The organism is Streptomyces kurssanovii, assembly GCF_040677245.1.
GTDB lineage: Bacteria > Actinomycetota > Actinomycetes > Streptomycetales > Streptomycetaceae > Streptomyces > Streptomyces kurssanovii.
Map to the genome: position 1 here is coordinate 49413 of NZ_JBFAQK010000029.1, position 17341 is coordinate 66753.

The window sequence follows — 17341 nt, forward strand, 5'->3', positions numbered from 1 at the left end:
GGGTCTTGCACGCCTCTTACTGCGACCCGCGCAGGCAACAGTTCCGACCGTGAGCCTTGCTACTTGTAGAACTCGTTACTACCTTTCGGCCACTTCCTGATGGCCCATCAGACCGTCAGACCGCGACCCGAAGCGAAGCGGGAGCTGCCGATGTCCTGCCCCCACCTGCCCCCAGGGTTCGACTTCACCGACCCCGACCTCCTCCAGGCTCGCGTCCCCCACCCCGAGTTCGCCGAGATGCGGCGCACCGCGCCCGTCTGGTGGTGCGAGCAGCCCGCCGGCATCTCCGGCTTCGACGACGAGGGCTACTGGGTCGTCACCCGGCACGCGGACGTCCGGCACGTCTCCACGCACCCGGAGCTCTTCTCCTCCTGGACCAACACGGCCGTCATCCGCTTCAACGAGTCCATCAGCCGCGACCAGATCGAGGTCCAGAAGCTGATCATGCTCAACATGGACCCGCCCGAGCACACCCGGGTCCGCCAGATCGTCCAGCGCGGCTTCACCCCGCGCGCCGTGCGCTCCCTGGAGGCCGCGCTGCGCCGGCGGGCGCGCTCGATCGTCGAGACGGCCCGGAGCGGCGCGAAGCCGGACGGCAGCTTCGACTTCGTCACCAACATCGCCGTGGAACTCCCCCTCCAGGCCATCGCCGAACTCATCGGCGTCCCCCAGGAGGACCGGTCCAAGATCTTCGACTGGTCCAACAAGATGGCCGCGTACGACGACCCCGAGTACGCGATCACGGAGGAGGTCGGCACGGAGGCGGCGATGGAGATCGTCTCGTACGCGATGAACCTGGCGGCGGCGCGGAAGGAGTGCCCTGCCGAGGACATCGTCAGCCGGCTCGTCGCCGCGGAGGGCGAAGGCAACCTGTCCTCCGACGAGTTCGGCTTCTTCGTCATCCTGCTGGCGGTGGCCGGGAACGAGACCACCCGCAACGCGATCAGCCACGGGATGCACGCCTTCCTGACCCACCCGGAGCAGTGGGAGCTCTACAAGCGGCTGCGCCCCGACACGACGGCGGAGGAGATCGTGCGCTGGGCGACGCCCGTCGTCTCCTTCCAGCGCACCGCGACCCAGGACGTCGTCCTGGGTGGCGCCCGCATCAAGAAGGGCGACCGCGTCGGCCTCTTCTACTCCTCCGCCAACAACGACCCCGCGGTCTTCGACCACCCGGAACGCTTCGACATCACCCGCGACCCCAACCCCCACCTGGGCTTCGGCGGCGGCGGTCCGCACTTCTGCCTGGGCAAGTCCCTGGCCGTCATGGAGATCAACCTGATCTTCGACGCGATAGCCGACACCCTCCCGGACCTCCGCCTCTCGGGCGACCCGCGTCGGCTGCGCTCGGCGTGGCTGAACGGCATCAAGGAACTGCGGGTCACGACGGGGTGAGCGCCCTCGGCCCACAGGGCGCATGGTGCTGTTCGCTGGTCGGCCATGGCAACCGTGAGGAGCTGAACCGGATGTCACAGCCTGTTGCCGACGCATAGGAAGGGAAGCGCAAGGGCAGGACGTGGTCGGCGGTACTGCTTCCGACGGCTCCATGTTTCTCGACTGCCGTGTTCCTAGGAACGGCTACCGCATTGAGGTGGACCGGCCCGGGTGGCCGCTCGGGCATGACCTTGCGGCGGCGGGCCCGGATCCTGGGACACGGCGGGATCCGGGCTGTCGCGCGGGCGGCCGGGGTCAGCGAGACCACTGTCCGCACGGGTGTGGCCGAGCTGGAAACGGGGGCGGAACCGCTGGGCCGGGTCCGCCGGCCCGGGGCCACCGCGTCTCGGCGGATACCGTCGCTGGCCTGCTACGGGAGGAGGGGTTCAGTCTCCAGGCCAACGCCAAGACCCTCGAGGGCGCCCAGCATCCCGACGGGGACGCCCAATTCCGCTACATCAACGCCTGGGCCAAGGAGCATATGGACGCCGGCGACCCGGTGATCAGCGTGGACACCAAGAAGAAGTAGCTGGTCGGCCAGTACAGGAACGGAGGCCGCGAGTGGCATCCGAAGGGACTGCCGACCCGGGTCAGGACCCATGACTTCCTTGACCGGCAGGGGCCGGGCAAGGCGATCCCGTACGGGATCTACGACATCGCCGCAAACACCGGCTGGTTCAGTGTCGGCACCGATCACGACACCGCTGCCTTCGCCGTGGAATCCATCCGCCGCTGGTGGCAGGCTCGGGGCCGGCACGACTACCCGGGCGCCACCCGTCTGGTGATCACCGCGGACGCCGGCGACTCCAACGGCTACCGCACCCACGCCTGAAAGAAGGAACTCGCCGCCCTGGCCGCCGAGACGGGTTTGGCCATCACGGTCTGCCACATGCGTCCGGGCACTTCGAAATGGAACAAGATCGAGCACTGGCTGTTCTCCCACAGCTCCATGAACTGGCGTGGCCGCCCGCTCACCAGCCACGACGTCATCGTGAACAGCATCGTGGCAACCACCACCCGCACCGGGCTGACCGTCCACGCCGAACTCGACCCGGGCACCTACGACACCGGCATCAAGGTCACCAACCGCCGGTGGACCACGACCTGCCGCCGTCTGGTCCGAGCGAATCGAACCGCTGACCCGACGATGCCTGGCGTATGCCCTGCACTGCCTGAAGTCGGCGTCGGTCGACGGGCCCGCCGTGAAGGCGTACGTCAGCGTGTCCGAGTCCTGGACGGATGAGGGCACGGTCACGGCGCACGTGACGTTCTGCCGTCCGCACCCGGGCCTGCGGCCGTACATCACAGACCGGAGGACTTCCGGCACGAGGCGCTGCTGGAACTGGAAAGCGGGGACGGTGGTCAGTTGTGAGTGAGTTCGTCACCGGCGATCCCCAACTGCTGGTCAACACCTTCGCCGTCGAACCGGAGATGACGGGCGAGGATGTGACGTTCTCCTACGACGACGCCCGGCGATCCGTGGCGTTCTCCTGGTTCTCGGACTCGGGAGAGGTCAGCATGCGTCTCTTTCGGGAAGGGGCACGGCGGCTCCGAGTTGAGGAGGAGGGCGGCAGGACCGGCCTCTTGACGGAGTTCGGGACAGCGGACACGTGGGTGAACTGAGGGTGCAGATCTTTCCTGTGGTGAGTGTCACCGAGAGCCTGTTGCTCGCGTGAGTCGCGGCGAGCGGTGACCCCGTAGCGCTCTGGGTGTACGAGAAGCTGCACCAACGCTCGTCGGTTGTGAAGGTGTTGGGGCTCACTATTCGTTGCTGATGGGAAGATCCACATGGCAGCATTCGCGGGTGACTGACAACGGGGATGAGATACCGAAGCCTCGACCGGCTTCCCGGTTGGCCGACTTGGGGGACGTACCGGGTCCGACCGCATTGTTTGAGCCGTCAACGAACTCAGCGGTGGCTCCATCTGTCGCTGAGCGGGATGAACCGCTCGATGAGGTGGCGGCTGCGCGGCGGGGGGTTGCGCGTTTGCTGGGGGAGTTTCGGCGGTCGGCGGTGTTGGTGCCGTTCGATACGCAGGACAGTTTGTGGACGGCGGATTTCAACGGAGTGCGGTGGATCTGTGCGTTCTCGGACGAGGAGGCGTTGGCGCGATTTGCTCATGCGCAGGGGGGTGCGGGGCGTGAGTGGGCGTACCGGACGATTCTGGGCGCCCGGCTACTGGATGTGATGGTGCCGATGCTGCCGGGTCCGGGTGGTGTTGCGCTGGACGTGGGCAGTGAGGACGGGATGGTGTTTCCGCCGGTGGCGGGGATCGTTCCGGATGAGGTGGCGGTGGATCTCGGGGGTGTGCGGTGAGTGTTGGTGAGCCTGAGCTTGCGGCGGCGGCGTCGGGGCTGGCGGAGATCGCGAAGGGGATCAATCTGGCGCATGCCGAGCTGAAGGAGCTCGGCATGATCGGCGAGGCGTCGGTCGGCCGGGGGTTCTCGGATCTCGCGCTGTCGGGGCTGGAGCTGGGACACGGCGGTTTGACGGCGGAGGTCGAGACGTTCTGCAGCCGCTGGGAGTGGGGGGTCCGGACGCTGACGCTGAAGGGCAACGCCTTCGCGCAGGGCGTGGGGTTGTCGGCGGGCTCGTTCGCGGAGCAGGAGCAGTACGTCAAGGACGCGATCAAGATCGGTGTGAACTCGCTGAACGGCAATCCTCATCTGTCGGAGGACGAGGTCAAGCAGATGAGCTGGGACACGATTCGTGACCAGCACGCGTGGGACAACGCGGACTGGAGCGCGGAGTCGATGCGTGAGGCGCACGGCGAGGTCAAGCAGATGTGGAAGAACACCACGTATGACGTGATGGACGCGCAGATGGACTCGATGGAGCGTTCCGGCTTGATCGACCCGAAGATCCGGGACGCGATGGACGAGCAGTTGAAGGAAGACCTCGATCCTGACCAGGCCACGATCGATCAGGCCGAGCAGCCGCGGTGGGGGGAGATTCGCTGATGGTGGACTGGCGGGGGTGGGGCGACAAGCTCGTCGACGGTGCCGACCGGGCGATCGACAAGGGCAAGGAAGTCGTCGGCGAGGGCGTCGACTATGTGACCGACAAGGCCGGCGAGGGCCTGGAGAAGGTCGGTGCGCACGAGTGGGCGGACGCGGTCGAGGACTGGGGGGATGAGACCGCTTCTTCGCTGGGTGCGGAGGTCGGGGAGAAACAGCTCGGGCAGACCGAGGAGGCCAATGAGCTGATCCACGGACGGCCGGAGAAGATCGCCTCGGCGGTGAAGAACCTGCGGGACTTCCAGAAGGCGTTCGACCTGGTCGGCGGTGGGATGCAGAAGCTGGACTCCCAGCACTGGAAGGGCGAGGCGGCTGACACCTTCCGGAAGAAGTTCGACACGCTGCCCAAGGACTGGCTGCGCGCGGCGGACGCGTTCGAGGACGCGGCCAAGGCGCTGGAGACGTATTCGACGGCCGTCGTCACTGCGCAGGGCAAGGCGCGTGAGGCGATCGCCCTGTACAACGAGGCGAAGAAGGACTACGAGAAGGCGGCTGCGGAGTTCAACAAGAAGGCCGACGCCTACGACGCCGCCCGCAACAGCGACAACCCGCTGCCGCACCCGGGGGAGTTCAAGGACCCGACCACGGCCAAACGCAAGCGCGCGCAGGAGATCCTGGACGACGCCCGCGCCGCGCGGAACCAGGCCGGCGACACCGCCAAGACCGCGGTTCACGCCGCCATGGCGCACGCGCCGAAGGACAAGACCGGCCTGGACAAGCTCCAGACCGAGCTCATGGACTACGGCCTGGGCCAGAGCATCGAGCTGGCCCACTTCGGCGGCGGCATCATCAAGGGCACCGCGGGCCTGGTCAATTTCGTGCGGTCGGTCAACCCGATCGACGTCTACAACCTGACCCACCCCGCCGAGTACTACAAGGGCGTCAACATGACGCTCGCCGGCCTCGCGTCAACAGTGGCGAACCCGGACCGCGCTCTGAAGAACGCGTGGGACGCGGCGAAGGGCGACCCCGCCGAATTCCTCGGCCGCCTCGTCCCCGAACTCCTGGGAACCAAGGGTGCGGGTGTCGTCAAGGGCGTGGCCACAGCGGGCCTGCGCAGCGGTGCGAAGCACGCGGTCACCGAAGCCGCCGAGTCAGGGGCGCGCAAGGCCCTGGACGACCCCGCTCAGACCTCCCGCCCCAAGGACGCCGTCGAGAGCGACAACACGGACCCGATCGACCTCGCCACCGGTGTGATGTACCTGCCGCAGACGGACATCCGTTTGCCGGGCTCGCTGCCGCTCGCCTTCAGCCGCCGGGTGGCGTCCGACTACCGGGCCGGGCGCTGGTTCGGACCGTCCTGGTCCTCCACCGCCGACCAGCGGCTGGAGATCCACCCAGAGGGCGTCCTCTTCGTCTGCGAGGACGGCCTGCTGCTGTCCTACCCGCACCCGGCCCCGGGCGTCGCCGTCATGCCGAGCCATGGCCCGCGCCGGCCGCTCGACCGCGACATCGACGGCGACTACACGATCACGGACCCGGATATCGGCCGCGTGTGGCACTTCACCACGCGCCACGACGACGTGGCCCTCCTCACCCAGATCGACGACCGCAACGGCAACTGGATCACCTTCGAGTACGACGAGTCCGATGCGCCGACCTCGATCGTCCATCACGGTGGTTACCACCTGAAGCTCACGGCCAGCGAAGGCCGGATCACCGCCCTGCACCTGGCAGGGGCGGCTGCCGACGGCTCTGACCAGGAAATCCTGCGTTACGGCTACACCGACGGCCACCTCACATCCGTCACCAACTCGTCCGGCCTGCCCTTGCGGTTCAGCTACGACGAGCGCGGCCGCGTCACCTCCTGGACGGACACCAACGGCAGCGCGTACACGTACGAGTACGACGACCAGGACCGCTGCACCGCCGAAGGCGGCTCGGCCGGCCACATGGCCCTGCGGCTCGCCTACAGCGACCCGGATCCGGAGACCGGCCTGCGCGTCACCACGGCGACTACCGGCGGCGGAGCTGTCCGCCGGTACGTCGTCAACGACGCCCACCAGGTCATTGAGGTGACTGACCCGCTCGGCGCGGTCACCCGCTACGAACGTGACCGCTTCAACCGTCTACTGAGCCAGACCGACCCGCTCGGCCGCACCGCCCGCTTCACGTACGACGAATCCGGCCTCCTGACCACCGTGGTGCGACCTGACGGCCGCGAAGCCACCGCGGAGTACAACCAGCTGGGGCTCCCGATACGTGTCGTGAACCCGGACCGGACAGCCATCCGGCAGAAGTACGACGAGCGCGGTAACCGCATCAGCGTGACAAGCCCGTCCGGGACCGTCACCCGCTACACGTACAACGATGCCGGGCACGTCACAGCCGTCACGGACGGCCTTGGGAACACCAGCCGCATCCGTTGCAACACTGTCGGTCTGCCCGTCGAGGTCACCGACCCCCTCGGTGCGACCACCCGGATCGACCGAGACGCCTTCGGCCGAGCGGTCACCCTCACCGGCCCGCTCGGCGCGGTCACCCGCCTGGAATGGACGCCCGAGGGCAAGCTCGCCCGCCGCATCGACGCCGACGGCAGCGAGCAGTCATGGACGTACGACGGTGAGGGCAACTGCCTCACCCATACCGACGCCATGGGGCAGGTGTCCCGCTTCGAGTACACCCACTTCGACCTGCTCACCGCCCGCACCGGCCCGGACGGCATTCGCTACGAGTTCAGCCACGACCATGAGCTGCGCCTCACCCAGGTCCTCAACCCGCAGGGCCTGACGTGGGACTACGCGTATGACGCGGCCGGTCACCTCATATCCGAGACCGACTTCGACAACCGGACACTGTCGTACGAACGGGACGTGGCCGGCCGCCTGACCGCCCGCACCGACGCACTGGGCCAGACCATCCGCTACGAGCGCGACGAACTGGACCGCATCGTCCGCAAGGACGCCGCCGGGGCCGTGACGACGTTCGCCTACGACTTCACGGACCAGCTCGCGGAAGCGGTCAACGCGGACGCCACGATCACGTCTCTCCGCGACCGCTACGGCCGCCTCGTCTCCGAGACGGTGAACGGCCGCACGATGTCGTTCACGTACGACGAACTCGGCCGCCGCACCGGCCGCACGACCCCGACCGGAGCGGTCAGCACCTGGACCTACGACGCCGCAGGCCGCCGCACCTCCCTCACCACCTCCGGGCGCACCCTCACCTTCGAACACGACGCCGCCGGCCAGGAAATCGCCCGCCACATCGGCGACACCGTCTCCTTCACGAATGAGTACGACCCGCTCGGCCGCCTCACCAGCCAACGGATCACCGGCGCCGGCCGCAGCATCCAACGCCGCGACTACACCTACCGCGCCGATGGCAACCTCATCGGCCTCGACGACCAACTGGCGGGCGCCAAGACCTTCGACCTCGACCCGGCAGGCCGGGTCACCGCCGTCCACGCAGCAGGCTGGACCGAGCGCTACGCCTACGACGAAGCAGGCAACCAGACACAGGCATCCTGGCCCGCCTCCCACCCGGGCCAGGAGGCGGTCGGTGCGCGTGAGTACACGGGCACGACGATCACGCGTGCCGGCGATGTGCGGTACGAGCACGATGTACTCGGCCGCATCACCCTCCGCCAGAAGACCCGCCTGTCCCGCAAGCCGGCCACCTGGCGCTACGAGTGGAACGCCGAAGATCGCATGCGCTCGGTGACCACACCGGACGGCAGGGTTTGGCGCTACCAGTACGACGCGCTGGGGCGGCGGATCGGGAAGCAGCAGCTGGCAGCGGATGGCCGGACAGTCGTGGAGCAAGTGACGTTTACGTGGGATGGGAGGACGCTGTGCGAACAGACAACCGCGGCGAAGACTCTCCCGAACCCAGTCGTCCTCACCTGGGACCACAACGGACTGCGCCCCCTCACTCAAAGAGATCGCATCCTCGCATCGGACGCCTCACAAGAGGCGTTCGACGAACGCTTCTTTTCGATTGTCTCCGACCTTGTCGGCTCCCCGACTGAGTTGCTCGGTGAAAGCGGCGACGTTGCATGGCGCACTCGCACCACACTTTGGGGCGCAACCACTTGGACAGCAGCTAGTGAGGCATACACACCACTTCGCTCCCCCGGGCAGTATTACGATCCTGAAACCAACTTGCACTACAACGGTTTCCGTACGTACGACCCGGAGACAGGCCGCTACCTCAGCCCCGATCCACTCGGCCTCAATCCGGCTCCCAACCCGGTCACCTACGTCCACAACCCGACGGGCTGGACAGATTCTCTGGGCCTGGCACCCGACTACTTCCCTATCTACCGAACCCCCAAGGCGGTGGACGCCCAATACGAACTGGATCACGGCCCGAATCCCGCAAATCACCAGCCTGGAGTCGACATCGGGGGCGGAATCCTCTCGGACGGAAAGATCTACTTCGGCGAACGCGGGGTGGCAGCTGAATACGCAGGCCCAAATGGGTTGAATTTCGCAAAGGGAATGGTCAAATACGAGATGCACCCCTCATTCCTTGAGGAGTTCATGGATTACGCTAAGGTGCACGACCGAAACGGTCCCGACGGGGCTGTCAGGATTGAGTTTGCCATTCCTCACGACAAACTGGATAGATTCAACGAGCTGACCCTTGACAGGTCTTGGGTTAAGATTTTCGGAGGTCCCTGATGGCGCTGGTCAATCACCAGGAGGTCGACGTCACGATCACCGCTGTAGCCCCCGTCGGATCGCAGGTGGATGCGGATGGCATCACCTGCTTCATCGACCAGGTGAAGCACCCCTCGTGGTGGTCGGCGAATGTGGCTCCTCCCCGCGTGGGAGATCGCCTGCATGCTGTTGTCCTGGACGACTCCAGGACCCCTCCGCGACTCAGCGCCCTCCAGAAGGACATCGACATCGCTCGGCGGCTGCGCAAGCGCGAGTGATCGCGGCGGTGCACGGAGCACCGTCAACGACGGGCTGCGTTCCTCTTACGAGACGCGCGGGTTCGTCCACGTCCCTTTTCCTCATAGGTCCTTGGCGATGTTGTAAATGAAGTCCGCGAACTCGGTCGCGTCCAGGGCGAGGCTCTCCAGTCGGACCAAAATATCTGACGGTACTTGCGCAAGTGCGCCTCCGCGTCCAGCAGCACGGGACCATGGGCCTGGACCAGCTAAACCGCGTCCAGTTGCGGGACCGGCCGTGGACGTTGAACAGCGGCTGGCCCGAGTCGGGAAACGCGCCCGCGGCGAAGGGTCACGCCGGCTGGAAGAAAGCTAGTCGTCACCGATGGCGGTGACACGTAAACCCCAGGGTGAACTCGAGTGAACGTGGTGAAGATGTGTACTCGTGGCCAGTTGGCCAGGAATCTCTAACGAGCTGGTGCGTGATTGCAGGTGAAGTGTTCTTGCTGGTGGATGTGCATGATCCTGACGTGGCGATCATGGTCAGTCGGGACGGTTCTCACGCATCAGGTGTTCACAGGGACCTCCCGGGATCATCTGGCTTGTCTGGTCGAGGGGTTGGCCGGTCCGTGGCAGGCCGTGGTCGAGGGGCATCGTTATGACGCTCGTGGCGGGGCCAGGTGGCGTGCGGCAGGGGCCGGTGCCCGGCATCGGCTGGTGTTCGTCGACCGACTGGTGGCCATGCTGATTCATCTGCGGCACGATCTGCCGCATGCGGTGCGGGGGCTGCTGTTCGGTGTCAACTGCTCCACCATCACCCGCGCGATCGGCGAGATACGCCGGCTTCTCGCAGGGCGCGGGTGTGCGGTCCCCGACCGGCCCGGCTGCGGCTGTGGACCCTGGCGGATGTGTTCGCCTACGCCCAGGCCGAGGGCATTGAACTACGGCTGGACGCCACCGAGGTCCAGGTCCCCCGGCCTCTGGCCGGCCGCGGCGGCAGGCGGGCATTCGTCTCGGGCAAGAAGAAACAGAACACGATGAAAGCCACCGTCGTTGCCTACCATCAAGGCCACACACTCTGGACCGACGCCCTGCGACCAGGGCGAATGCATGACGCCACCGCCGCACGCAACGAAGGCATCGACACCTGCTCCCGACACTTTCCCGACGTGCAGGTCCTCCTGGACGACGGCTACCTCGGCCTCAGACGTGATCATCCCGAGTGGGGAGCAGGGCATGGGAAGTCTGTTGAGGAACGTCTCGGGGGTCCGCTGGGGAGAACTGCGCGACGCGACGGATGCTCCGGCTGGTGGCATTCCCCCTCTGCTGTCCCGGATCGCGTACGGGGACGAACACTCGGCCCGTAGCGCCGCCGAATGAACTGGGCGATGCCGTCTGTGCACTGGGGTTCGCCGTCGGCGAGGCGACAGGTCCCACGGTCCCGTTCCTTCTCGAGCTGGCCGGGTCCCGGCACGTGGCTTGCAAGGCCGAGCTGCTGGACCTGCTGGGAGACATCTGCCGGACCGACCAGTGGCACTCTGCCGCAGCGGCGGCCAGGGACGGGAAGCACGACGCGAGCTACCGGCAGCGCGCCGGCTGGGAGGCGGCCGCCAGGACAGCCGTGCACGCGGGCCGGTCGGTCATCGAAGGTGCCGCCTCTTCCGTAAGGCCGGAAGAGGCGACAGCTGCTGGGAAGTTGTTGCAGGTGATGGACGGCACCCCGCCGTTTCCGGAGCTATAAGCGGTCGTTGCGGGTCAGCCCCGGTCCGTATCGCGGCCGTCCGCGTCGGGCGACCGGCAGGTGACCGCGCACTCCCGGGGCCGAGGCGAGATCCTCGCCACGGTTCACTCTCGCGCGCGGGCTCTACCCCCGCCGAGCCAGCGTGGTCACCGCGTACGCCGCCGCCTCGGCGATGAGGGCCTGGTCGTAGGCGGCGTCCTCCGTGGTCTTGCTGGACATGATCGAGATGACGAGCGGCGCCGACTTCGGGGGCCATACGACGGCGATGTCGTTGAGCGTGCCGAAGGAGCCCGTCCCGGTCTTGTCCGCCACGGTCCAGCCCTTCGGCACACCCGCCCGGACCCGCTTGGCGCCGGCGCCGGTCGCGTTGCGCTCCAGCAGGTCGCGGAGGAACGCGCGTTTCGCGGGCGGCAGGGCGTCGCCCAGCACGATCTTCCGGTAGTCGGAGCCGAACGCCCGGGGGGACGTGGTGTCGCGGGGGTCGCCCGGCGTGGCCTCCGTGATCAGCGGCTCGATCCGGTCCATGCGGGTGACCGTGTCACCAAGGCCGCGTGCGTACGCCGTCAGCTCGGCCGGCCCGCCGAGGTCGCGGAGCAGCAGGTTGCCCGCAGTGCCGTCGCTGTAGCGGACCGCCGCGTCGCAGAGCTGGCGGATCGTCATGCCGGTGGAGACGTGGCGCGGCGTGATGGACGCGTTCTTCAGCAGATCCGCCTCGGTGTACCTGACGACCGTGTCCAGGTGCGACAGCGGGTTCCGGTCCAGCACGGCGGCTGCCGCGAGTCCCTTGAACGTGGAGCAGAACGCGAACCGTTCGTCGGCCCGGTGGGCGATGACCTCACCGGTGCCGGTGGCGAGTGCGTACACGCCCAAGCGGGCGTCGTACGTGCGCTCCAGCTCGGCCAACTCGTCGTGCCGATCGGCCGGCGGAGAGGATGCGGAGGAGGGCGAGGACGGGCTCGTCGGCGGCTGAGAACCGGGGCCCGGCTTGCTCTTGGCGCATCCGGCCAGCGGTAACAGCGCCGCCGCGCCGAGGAGGGCGCGGCGTGTGACGGCCGGTCCCGATCCCGTCATCGCGACCGGAGTTCCCCCCTGGCCGCCGCCCCCACGAAGGCGGCGAAGGCGTCCCGCGAGACGTGGAGCGCGGGTCGGTGGACGTCCTTGGAGTCCCGCACGGCGACGCCGTGGGCGACGTCGGCGCACTCGACGCATTCGCCGCCCTGGTCGCCGCTGTAGCTCGACTTACGCCAGGCGGCGCCGCCGACGGGCGCGCACTCCACGCAGTCGCCACCCTGATCGCTGCTGTAGCTCGACTTACGCCACTGTGTCGTGCTGCTCCCCATTGCACTCCTCCATGACCTGCCGGATCAGCTCTGCCGAGTCCTTGATGGAGAGGGCTGCGGCCTGCAGGTGATCGTAACGGAGCGAACAGTCCCTGACCGTGTCCGGGTTGGCGGTGGGGTGGCCCGTCCCGTAGCCCTCCGTATAGAGGATCGCGGGGTCACCGGTGAAGCGGTAGACGGTGAAAGAGCCTTGGAGACCCGCGTGCTCACCGGCCGAGAACGGCAACACCTGCACGTTGACCCGCGGGTCGCTCTCGAAGCTCAACAGGCGGCCGAGTTGACCGCGCATCACCTCCGCCCCGCCGATCTCCTGCCGCAGCGCGCCCTCGCCCAGGATCGCCCACAGGACCGGTGGCTCCGCCTTCTCCAGGATGCGCTGGCGCGCCAGCCGTACCGCCGTGCGGTCGTCGAGACCCTCCGGGTCCATCGTGCCGAGCACGGCGCGGGCGTATCCCTCGGTCTGGAGCAGGCCGTGCACCATGTGGGTCTGGAACGTGGAGATCTCCGTCGCCCGCGCCTCCAACTCCGCGACCTGCTGGAACCAGGCCGGAAGTTGACTGCGCAGGACCAGGCCCAGCAGCCGCGACAACAGCCCGCCCGTGCCCAGCGCGGCGTCCACGCGCTCGCTGAACTCCGCCGTGGGCAGTTTCCGCGCCGTCTCGACCTGCCCCACCAGTGAGCCCGTGTAGTTCACGATCGCGCCGAGCTGCTTTTGCGTCAGGCCCGCCGTCTCGCGGTGTCTGCGCAGCTCGTAGCCGTAGTAGTCGAGCGGCGACGCGCCCGGGTCGAGTGCGTTGAGGTGGCGGATGTCGGGCATGGCGGGACCCCCTTGCTCAACTGCCGCAACGGACGAGCACGTTGCGTACGTTCGGTGGCCCAGCGTAGTCACCGCAGGCCACGCTCGTGCCGTGAACGAAGAGATTCCCCAGTACGGTATGCGCTTCACCGCAGGCGCCCACTCCGCCCGGCACATCCGGCGGATCGTCCGCTGCTATCTGATCCTCTGGAAACTGCGGGAGCTGACCGATGCCGTCGAGCTGGCGGTGACCGAGCTGTTGGCCAATGTCGTGCGCCATGTGCCGGGCGGGCGTTGCGGGTTGCTGATCCTGCGGCATCCGCAAGGCGTACGGGTGGAAGTGTCCGACGGGTGCGGGCAGTTGCCCGTGCCGCAGCAGGCCGGGGCCGAGGACGAGTCCGGTCGGGGGCTCGCGCTGCTGGAGGCCGTCGTCGACAAGTGGGGCGTCGACAGCCGGGGCGGAACCGGCAAGACGGTCTGGTTCGAGGTCGCCCAAGGGGTCACTCAAGTGGCGGAACGCGCCGACCTGGCGGACGATGGCTGAACGCGGCGATCCACGCCCCGGGGTACGGGCCTCGGCCCGTACCCCGGGGCTCACACGCGTGCGGCGGCGGTCGCCTTGTCGTCGGCATCGTCGGCGTCGGCCGACCTCGCCGACGGGACGGACCTCGCCGGGACCGTCAGCTCCCTGCGGCCCGCCAGTACGTACGTCAGACCGAAGCCCGCTCCGACCACCGCCGCGCCGCCCGCGGCGTCGAGGACCCAGTGGTTGGCGGTGGCGACGATCGCGCAGACAGTGAACAGCGGGTGCAGCAGCCCCAGCAGCTTCATCCACAGCCTGGGCGCGAGGACCAGCACGATCAGTCCGCACCACAGCGACCAGCCGAAGTGCAGGGACGGCATCGCCGCGTACTGGTTGGTGACGGCGGTCATCGCACCGTAGTCCGGGTTGGCGAGGTCCTGCGGGCCGTGGACGGTGTCGATGAAACCCATGCCGGGCATCAGCCGCGGCGGGGCCAGCGGGTAGAGCCAGAAGCCGAGGAGCGCGAGCACCGTCGCGAAGGCGAGGGAGGCGCGGGCCCAGCGGTAGTCGGAGGGCCGGCGGACGTAGAGGACGCCGAGGATCGACAGCGGGACCAGGAAGTGGAACGACGTGTAATAGAAGTCGAAGAAGGCTTCGAGCCACTCGGTCCGCACCACCGCCTGGTTGACCCAGTGCTCGATGTCGATGCCGAGCGCGCCCTCCACGGAGTGGATCTGCCGGGCGTGTTCCTCCGCCGCTGCCACGCTGCCGGTCGCGGCGGCGCGGATGTGCGAGTAGACCGAGTAGCCGACGCGGATGACGAGCAGTTCGAGCAGCAGGTTCGGCCGGCTGAGCACCCGCCGCCAGAACGGCAGCAGCGGTACGCGGGCCCACCGGGCCGGGGCGGGGGCGGCGTACTCGGTGGGGACGGGGCGGCGGAAGTACGGCGAGTCGAGCCTCAGGAACGGCACGGCGCACGCCGCGGCCAGCGCCGCGACGAGGAGCGCGTTCTCCCGTACCGGGTGGAGGACCGTGAGGTTCGGCAGCAGCATCTTGCCCGGCAGCGTGACCGTGAGGACGACGAGCACGGGCCACAGCATCCGGTCGGAGGCCCGCCGGCCGACGCGGCCGACGACGGCGAGCAGCACCCACAGGACCTGGTGCTGCCAGGCGGTCGGCGAGACAGCGACGGCGACGCAGCCGGTGAGGGCTACGGCGAGCAGCAACTGGCCGTCGTGGGCGTAGCGGACGGCGCGCCGCAGACCGAAGAGGACGACCGCCGACGCCAGGAGCAGATACACGGCGATCTCGAGCGGGCCCTCGAGGCCGAAGCGCAGCAGTGCGCCGTGGAGGGACTGGTTGGCGAGGCTGTCGGGGCTCTCGCCGAGACCGGCGCCCGCGACGTGGTGCACCCAGTACGCCCATGAGTCGCCGGGCATCGCGGCCCAGGCGAGGGCGGACAGGGCGGCGAAGGTGCCGGCGGAGGTCACCGCGGCCCGGCGGCGGCCGGTGAACCACAGCAGGGGCGCGAAGAGCAGGACGGTCGGCTGGAGGGCGGCGCCGACGCCGATGAGGAGGCCCGCGGGTCTCTCGCCGCGCGCCGCGAGGCAGCCGAGGAGGACGAGCAGCACCGGGATGATGCTGGTCTGGCCGAGGTGGAAGCTGTTGCGTACGGGGAGCGACAGCATCAGCAGGCTGATGGCGACCGGCGCGGCCAGCAGGGTACTGCGGCGGGAGACGGGGATCGGCAGGGCGCGCGCCGCGACGAGGCCGAGGACCACCACGAGCAGCAGCGTGCCGAACGTCCAGGCGACGCCGAGGCTCTGCTCCGCCGATCTGGCGAGCGGCTTGAGCACCAGCCCGGCGAACGGGGTGCCGGTGAACCGGCCTTCGTCGTAGAGGGAGCCGGGGACGTGCAGTACGCCGTTCTCGCCGATCCACGTCCCCAGGTCGGTGAGCCGCTCTCCGGGCGGGCTGGTCAGGACGGTCGCTGTCTGCCGTACGGCGAGCACTGCCGCGAAGAGCCACAGCGCGGCCCTGGCCGCGCCGATCCTCGAATCCGCCGCCGTACTCCCGCGCACGCTGCGTTCCGCGTTCGCCACGTCGCGCCGAGCCTCCCCACCGTTCTGTCGGTCTGGTGTGTGCTGTTCTGGTGTCCACGGAGCGTCCGTAGAGCGTCGCACTGCCCCGTGAAGAAGACCTACGCAACCGCCTGTTCGCCTGACTGTCACCCCGTTATGGCCGAATCATTCTCGGCCGCCGACCGCCTGACGACCGCCTCCCGGCCGCCTCCCGGCCGCTGCCGGAACGCCGGCCGGCGGACCGGCACCGGAACGCTGCCGGAACGTTGCGGAACAGAGTCGTCCAGGCCGGAACCGATGATGTTCATGGTGCCGTCACAGACGGTATGCGGGGGAACATACAAGAATTCGGGGTACGCGCGCGCCTGGTCACGGTGCTGCTGGCGGTACTCGCACTGCAACTCGGATCGCTGATCAGCCCGGCCTACGCCTGTGGCTGCGGCGCGATGGTGGTGGACCGGAACGCGGAGTTCTCCGTCGCCCGCGAGTCGTCGGTGATCGACTGGGACGGCCGTACGGAGCAGATCGTCATGCGCTTCACGGTCGACTCGGACGCGCCGGAAGCGGCGTGGATCATGCCCGTACCGAGCCGGGCCGACGTCGAACTCGCGGACAGCGCCCTCTTCGACGAACTGGTCGAGATCGCCGCGCCCGTGCACCGTACGCGCCACTACTTCTGGCCACGGAGCGGCGACTGGCCCTTCGACGACACGGACGGCGCGGGCGCGGGCGCACCGCAGCCGGGCGCCGCCGCCCCCGGAGTCGGCGTCGTCGGCCGGGAACGTCTCGGCGACTTCGACGTGGCCCGGCTGACGGCGACCGACCCGGACGCGCTCGGCGACTGGCTCGCCGACAACGGCTTCGAACTGCCCCAGGGCCTCGACAAGGACCTCGAACCGTATGTCGACGCGGGCTGGGAGTACGTGGCCGTACGGCTGGCGTCGAGCACCAAGGGCACGGCGCTCGACGGCACGCTCGACCCGCTGCGGCTGAGCTTCGCCAGCGAGAAGCTCGTCTACCCGATGCGGCTGTCGCGGCGCGCGACGACGGCCCAGTCGCTCGGCCTGTTCGTCCTCGCGCCGCACCGCATGGAACCGCGCGACACCATCGGCGGCTCCGACCCCGAGGTGACGTACGCGGGAAAGGTCGAAGCGCGCGGCGCGGTGGGCCGCCTCACCGGCGGGAAGGAACGCTTCCTCACCGCACTCGACCAGCACTTTCCCGAGCCCGCCCGGATCAACGGCGACCACGAACTGGTGGCCACCGGGCACGACACACCTTTTCGGCGGGTGATCTGGGACGACGACCTGCTGACCGTCGCCGGCGTGCCGGTATGGCTCCTGACCGTCGGCGGCGGGGCCGCCGTCGTCGCCGTGGCGGCCCTGTCGCTGCTGCGCGTTCGGGCGAGCCGCCGCACGCCGACGCCGGGCGCGGCCTTGTGAAAGTAGGTTGAACCGAGCGGGTGCATGACGACGAACTCCCCACCGTCCCCGCCTCAAGATCGGCCGCTGCCCTCTACGACCTCTTGCGCACCCGCCGCCTGGCATCGCTGACCATCGGTCGCGCCC

Annotated in this window: 14 protein-coding genes and 2 pseudogenes; 12 read left to right on the top strand and 4 right to left on the bottom strand. The window is 68.5% G+C overall.

From position 1 onward, the window contains the following. The first annotated feature begins 150 nt into the window (after positions 1–150). The 10 genes and pseudogenes from AB0K36_RS20935 to AB0K36_RS20980 all read left to right on the top strand — a co-directional run bounded on the left by AB0K36_RS20935 (position 151) and on the right by AB0K36_RS20980 (position 11033). Positions 151–1395: a cytochrome P450 gene (locus AB0K36_RS20935; protein WP_364596441.1), complete on the top strand. Its 1245-nt coding sequence runs from the start codon at positions 151–153 to the stop codon at positions 1393–1395. 224 nt (positions 1396–1619) lie between these two features. Next, positions 1620–2515, top strand: a pseudogene (locus AB0K36_RS20940) (ISAzo13 family transposase); the annotation flags it as partial. 287 nt (positions 2516–2802) lie between these two features. Beyond that, positions 2803–3057 (top strand): hypothetical protein, encoded by a 255-nt coding sequence (locus AB0K36_RS20945; RefSeq protein ID WP_364596444.1) that lies wholly within the window; start codon positions 2803–2805, stop codon positions 3055–3057. Positions 3058–3238: 181 nt separating this feature from the next. Further along, positions 3239–3751 (top strand): SseB family protein, encoded by a 513-nt coding sequence (locus tag AB0K36_RS20950; protein WP_364596447.1) that lies wholly within the window; start codon positions 3239–3241, stop codon positions 3749–3751. Next, on the top strand, positions 3748–4395 hold the full coding sequence (locus AB0K36_RS20955; RefSeq protein ID WP_364596450.1) for a hypothetical protein: 648 nt from the start codon (positions 3748–3750) through the stop codon (positions 4393–4395). The genes AB0K36_RS20950 and AB0K36_RS20955 overlap by 4 nt, the downstream gene beginning before the upstream one ends. Continuing rightward, entirely contained in the window at positions 4395–9077 is a 4683-nt protein-coding gene (locus AB0K36_RS20960) for a putative T7SS-secreted protein (protein WP_364596453.1), read from the top strand. Before AB0K36_RS20955 ends, AB0K36_RS20960 begins: the two co-directional genes overlap by 1 nt. After that, positions 9077–9334, top strand: coding sequence for a hypothetical protein (locus tag AB0K36_RS20965; RefSeq protein ID WP_189474036.1), 258 nt, complete (start codon positions 9077–9079; stop codon positions 9332–9334). The genes AB0K36_RS20960 and AB0K36_RS20965 overlap by 1 nt, the downstream gene beginning before the upstream one ends. 477 nt (positions 9335–9811) lie before the next feature. Then, a pseudogene (locus tag AB0K36_RS20970) lies at positions 9812–10509 on the top strand (transposase); the annotation flags it as partial. 19 nt (positions 10510–10528) lie between these two features. Continuing rightward, complete coding sequence (locus AB0K36_RS20975) at positions 10529–10672, top strand: hypothetical protein (RefSeq protein ID WP_364596505.1); 144 nt, start codon at positions 10529–10531, stop codon at positions 10670–10672. A 94-nt stretch (positions 10673–10766) separates the two neighbouring features. Beyond that, positions 10767–11033 (top strand): hypothetical protein, encoded by a 267-nt coding sequence (locus AB0K36_RS20980; protein ID WP_364596456.1) that lies wholly within the window; start codon positions 10767–10769, stop codon positions 11031–11033. 123 nt (positions 11034–11156) lie between these two features. Here AB0K36_RS20980 and bla read toward each other — a convergent pair whose 3' ends face one another. The 3 genes from bla to AB0K36_RS20995 are packed head-to-tail and all read right to left on the bottom strand — an operon-like array spanning position 11157 to position 13190. Further along, complete coding sequence (gene bla / locus AB0K36_RS20985; protein ID WP_364596459.1) at positions 11157–12104, bottom strand: class A beta-lactamase; 948 nt, start codon at positions 12102–12104, stop codon at positions 11157–11159. Continuing rightward, positions 12101–12373, bottom strand: a complete 273-nt coding sequence (locus AB0K36_RS20990) for a DUF397 domain-containing protein (protein ID WP_364596462.1) — start codon at positions 12371–12373, stop codon at positions 12101–12103. The genes bla and AB0K36_RS20990 overlap by 4 nt, the downstream gene beginning before the upstream one ends. Then, complete coding sequence (locus tag AB0K36_RS20995) at positions 12345–13190, bottom strand: helix-turn-helix domain-containing protein (protein WP_435877896.1); 846 nt, start codon at positions 13188–13190, stop codon at positions 12345–12347. The genes AB0K36_RS20990 and AB0K36_RS20995 overlap by 29 nt, the downstream gene beginning before the upstream one ends. A gap of 91 nt (positions 13191–13281) precedes the next feature. Here AB0K36_RS20995 and AB0K36_RS21000 point away from each other — a divergent pair, with 91 nt between their 5' ends. Further along, positions 13282–13713: an ATP-binding protein gene (locus tag AB0K36_RS21000; RefSeq protein ID WP_364596465.1), complete on the top strand. Its 432-nt coding sequence runs from the start codon at positions 13282–13284 to the stop codon at positions 13711–13713. Between the two features lie 50 nt (positions 13714–13763). Here the strand turns inward: AB0K36_RS21000 and AB0K36_RS21005 are convergent, their stop codons facing one another. Beyond that, positions 13764–15794 carry a bifunctional glycosyltransferase 87/phosphatase PAP2 family protein gene (locus AB0K36_RS21005; protein WP_364596468.1) on the bottom strand — a complete coding sequence of 677 codons (2031 nt, stop codon included), beginning with the start codon at positions 15792–15794 and terminating at the stop codon, positions 13764–13766. A 305-nt stretch (positions 15795–16099) separates the two neighbouring features. Between AB0K36_RS21005 and AB0K36_RS21010 the strand changes: the two genes are divergently transcribed. Next, positions 16100–17215, top strand: coding sequence for a DUF2330 domain-containing protein (locus tag AB0K36_RS21010; protein ID WP_364596470.1), 1116 nt, complete (start codon positions 16100–16102; stop codon positions 17213–17215). The last annotated feature ends 126 nt before the right edge of the window (positions 17216–17341 follow it).

Coding starts and splice junctions, on each gene's coding strand:
- AB0K36_RS20935 (WP_364596441.1), top strand. CDS start 151: ATGTCCTGCCCCCACCTGCCCCCAGGGTTCGACTTCACCGACCCCGAC.
- AB0K36_RS20960 (WP_364596453.1), top strand. CDS start 4,395: ATGGTGGACTGGCGGGGGTGGGGCGACAAGCTCGTCGACGGTGCCGAC.
- AB0K36_RS20965 (WP_189474036.1), top strand. CDS start 9,077: ATGGCGCTGGTCAATCACCAGGAGGTCGACGTCACGATCACCGCTGTA.
- AB0K36_RS20975 (WP_364596505.1), top strand. CDS start 10,529: ATGGGAAGTCTGTTGAGGAACGTCTCGGGGGTCCGCTGGGGAGAACTG.
- bla (WP_364596459.1), bottom strand. CDS start 12,104: ATGACGGGATCGGGACCGGCCGTCACACGCCGCGCCCTCCTCGGCGCG.
- AB0K36_RS20990 (WP_364596462.1), bottom strand. CDS start 12,373: ATGGGGAGCAGCACGACACAGTGGCGTAAGTCGAGCTACAGCAGCGAT.
- AB0K36_RS20995 (WP_435877896.1), bottom strand. CDS start 13,190: ATGCCCGACATCCGCCACCTCAACGCACTCGACCCGGGCGCGTCGCCG.
- AB0K36_RS21010 (WP_364596470.1), top strand. CDS start 16,100: ATGCGGGGGAACATACAAGAATTCGGGGTACGCGCGCGCCTGGTCACG.